The following is a 3,607-nucleotide window of genomic DNA, read 5'->3' on the forward strand; positions in this document are numbered from 1 at the left end:
TGGCCAAGATCACTGGCGATGACGCCGGCCTTCGCCTTGGCTTCACCGGGACTGCGGCCCCAGTAATTGGCCAGGGCCAGGGCCTGGTCCCAACCCAGACCCAACTCGCCCCAGTCACAGGAGACCCGGCCCGCAGTCGAGGCGATATCGGCATCGACCAGGCTGGTCAGCCCGTTGGCAATCTTGCCGCCGATGATCGCCTTGGCGCTGAACGGGTCGGTATTCCAGACATGGGCGACCTTGCGGGCATCGCAATAGCCATAATCGCTGGCAAAGAAGAGGTCGATCTGGGCCGCGGTGTCCTGGCTGAACGCCATGCCGACAGACGACGCGGCGAGAATGGCGGACATGTCCGCCTCCGGAAGCGCAATCGCCGCGCCTTCCACCTCGGCCTCGGCCGTTGCTCCGAAAAGCGAGACCAGAGCCAGCGCACTCATGACCGACGTGTTCGACATTTCAATTCCCCCGTATTTCAACTGTTTCCAGCCTTAACCGCGTTGCTCTGGCCCGGCAATCAGAATGCGACCCAGGCCTGTCATCCGGACTCCCGCGCACGCCGGATCGCTGCCAGATTGGCGCCACGCAGCGGCGAAGCAGTGCGGAGACAGACATGACCGACCCGGCCCATCGCCGCCCCTGGAAAAAAGGGTTCGAGATCGAATTGATGGCGCCGCGCGGGCACAGCCGGCGGGACCTGGCCGAGCGGATTGCCCACCGTGTGGGCGGCTGCGTGAAGACCGTCTTCTATCCCCAGTCCGAACCGAGTCTCGTCCCGGGCATGCCGGTTTTCGAGAATCTGGTCCTGGGTTTCGACATTCTGGGCGCAGACGGCAAACGCGTTGCGCTTTGCGTCGATGATCTCACCCTGCGCGACGGGCTCGACCCTCAGACCGCCCCCCTGCCGGGCTGGATGCGAATTCTCAGCGATGACGCCCGACTGCTTGCCCTGGTGACCGAGCATTGCGATCCCGGCGCAGACATTGCCGACGTTCTGGCCCCCGTCGCCGCTCTGTTCGGAACAGATATCGAGCACACCGATGGCGGCATCGCGAAAGTGGTGGACCGCGCCGACCGTTCGATCGCGATGGTCGCCCCGCTACCCGGTGAGCGCGAACGCCCCTGCGAGATCATTACCCCGCCCTACGAGGACGATCCGGAAGACGCCCTGACCGCTCTGCTGGCCGACGCCGCCGCGCTGGGCTTCACCCTGCCCCGCGAAGCCGCCATCCACATTCATTTCGACGCGGCACCCCTGTGCGACGCGGTTATCCTGTCGCGACTGGTGGACGCGCTTCACGGTCACGGCGCCTTTCTGCGCGATCTGGTCGGCACCAATCCGGCCTGTGTCCGCCTCGGTCCAATTGCGGATAAGATTGTCGAACGGGTCCACAGCGAAGCCTTTCTTGGTGCAGGCTGGGAGCAGGCCCGCCACCTGCTGGCCGACACCAAGCCGACCAAGTACGCCGACTTCAATTTCCTCAACATCGCCCACGCCCTGCCCGGCAAGCACACATTCGAGGCCCGCATCTTCCCAGGCTCGATGGACGCAGAAGAAATCCTGCGCAATGCGCGATTGATGGAAGCGATTCTGGTCCGGGCTGTCGAGGCGGCAGAACCGGCTGCGAAGGATGGCGCGACATGGCTCGCAGCGCTGCCGCTGTCACGCGACGACTGGGATTACTGGGCTTTGAGACCGGGCCGGTAGCGCCTAGTCCTCACGCACCACCCGCGCCTTGCCTCGTCCGAAGGCAAGGGCCTTCACGGCGCCGCGGAAAGTGCGCACCTCTTGCTCGGTCCAGCGCCCACGGATGAAGGCATTGCGCAGGTTTTGCACCATGAGGGGGGTCTTGGATGGCGGGTGGAAGAAGCCGGCGCGGTCGAGCTCGGCTTCGAAGTGCTCGAACATGCGTTCCAGGTCCTCGCGCGCGGCAACATCGGAGACCGGTTCGAACTCGGCCGGAGCGCCCTCGCCTGCGGTCCACTCATAAGCGATCACGGCGACGGCCTGGGCCAGGTTGAGCGAGGAGAAGGAGCGGTCGACCGGCAGGGTGATGATGGCATCGGCCATGTTGACCGCTTCATTGGGCAGGCCGGACTTCTCGCCGCCGAACATCACGCCGACCTTCTCGCCCGCCTCGATCGCCGCCTTCATGTCACTGACCGCCTCACGCGCCGTCATCACGGGTTTTTCCATGCCGCGCGGGCGTGCGGTGGTCGCGTAGAGTCGGGTGCGGTCATGAATCGCGTCGCCGAGGCGATATTCCACGCGGGCATTGCCGAGCACGGGGGAGCCCGCGGACATGGTCACGGCCTTGTCATTGGGCCAGCCATCGCGCGGGTCGACGACGATCAGGTCGGGCAGTCCGAAATTGCCCATGACGCGCGCCGCAGCGCCAATATTCTCACCCAGCTGGGGCGTGTGGAGTATGAAAGCGGGCGTTGCAGAAATTTGCGTCATGGAACGAGGCCTTCACCTTGGCGCGCACCGATGCTAGAGAGCGCGCAAATTACGTGTCCGCGCTGTCCTAGCGCGACTTCAGTCCGTCCGAAAAGAAAGCAGAGCACCCATGGCGAAGATCAAAGTCGATACCCCGGTCGTCGAACTCGACGGCGACGAGATGACCCGCATCATCTGGCAGCTGATCAAGGACAAGCTGATCCTGCCCTATCTCGACATTGATCTGAAGTATTACGACCTCTCCGTCACCAAGCGTGACGAGACGGACGACCAGATCACGATCGATGCGGCCGAAGCCATCAAGCATTACGGCGTCGGCGTGAAGTGCGCCACGATCACGCCGGACGAAGCCCGCGTTGAAGAATTCGGCCTGAAGAAGATGTGGCGCTCGCCGAACGGCACGATCCGCAACATTCTCGGCGGCGTTGTCTTCCGTGAGCCGATCGTCATCTCCAACGTGCCGCGCCTGGTGCCGGGCTGGCAGCAGCCAATGGTCATCGGCCGCCACGCCTTTGGTGACCAGTATCGCGCCACCGATTTCCTGGTCGACCGTCCGGGCAAGCTGACCATGACCTTCGAGCCGTCCGACGGTTCCGATCCGGTGACCCGCGAAGTCTTCGACTTCCCGTCCGCCGGCGTCGCCATGGGCATGTATAATCTCGACGACTCGATCCGCGACTTTGCCCGCGCTTCGCTGAATTATGGCCTGCAGCGCGGCTGGCCGGTCTACCTGTCGACCAAGAACACGATCCTGAAAGCCTATGACGGTCGCTTCAAGGACCTGTTCGAGGAAATCTACCAAGCCGAGTTCAAGGACGCCTTCGCCGAGAAGGGCATCTCCTATGAGCACCGCCTGATCGACGACATGGTCGCTGCGGCGATGAAATGGTCCGGCGGTTTCGTCTGGGCCTGTAAAAACTATGATGGCGACGTCCAGTCGGACACCGTCGCTCAGGGCTTCGGCTCGCTGGGCCTGATGACGTCGGTGCTGATGAGCCCCGACGGCTCCACGGTCGAAGCGGAAGCCGCCCACGGCACCGTCACCCGTCACTATCGCCAGCATCAGCGCGGCGAGCAGACCTCGACCAACTCGATCGCCTCGATCTTCGCCTGGACGCAGGGCCTCGCCCACCGCGGCCGCATGGACGG

Annotated in this window: 4 protein-coding genes; 2 read left to right on the top strand and 2 right to left on the bottom strand. The window is 64.0% G+C overall.

Features of this window, described 5'->3' with window-relative positions:
* On the bottom strand, positions 1-455 hold a 455-nt coding region (locus QZ266_RS08330), incomplete at its 3' end, for a hypothetical protein (protein ID WP_295693843.1).
* Between the two features lie 155 nt (positions 456-610).
* Here QZ266_RS08330 and QZ266_RS08335 point away from each other — a divergent pair.
* On the top strand, positions 611-1,705 hold the full coding sequence (locus tag QZ266_RS08335) for an amidoligase family protein (RefSeq protein WP_295693845.1): 1,095 nt from the start codon (positions 611-613) through the stop codon (positions 1,703-1,705).
* Between the two features lie 3 nt (positions 1,706-1,708).
* Here the strand turns inward: QZ266_RS08335 and QZ266_RS08340 are convergent, their stop codons facing one another.
* Positions 1,709-2,458: an RNA methyltransferase gene (locus QZ266_RS08340; RefSeq protein WP_295693846.1), complete on the bottom strand. Its 750-nt coding sequence runs from the start codon at positions 2,456-2,458 to the stop codon at positions 1,709-1,711.
* A gap of 109 nt (positions 2,459-2,567) precedes the next feature.
* On the opposite strand from QZ266_RS08340, the gene QZ266_RS08345 reads away from it, so the two are divergent.
* Positions 2,568-3,607 (top strand): NADP-dependent isocitrate dehydrogenase (locus QZ266_RS08345; protein WP_295693849.1); only part of this gene is annotated, 1,040 nt, incomplete at its 3' end.

This window comes from uncultured Maricaulis sp. (assembly GCF_905480005.1).
GTDB lineage: Bacteria > Pseudomonadota > Alphaproteobacteria > Caulobacterales > Maricaulaceae > Maricaulis.

Bases quoted from the DNA above. Each gene is read 5' to 3' on its own strand.
- QZ266_RS08335 (WP_295693845.1), top strand. From the start codon at position 611: ATGACCGACCCGGCCCATCGCCGCCCCTGGAAAAAAGGGTTCGAGATC.
- QZ266_RS08340 (WP_295693846.1), bottom strand. From the start codon at position 2,458: ATGACGCAAATTTCTGCAACGCCCGCTTTCATACTCCACACGCCCCAG.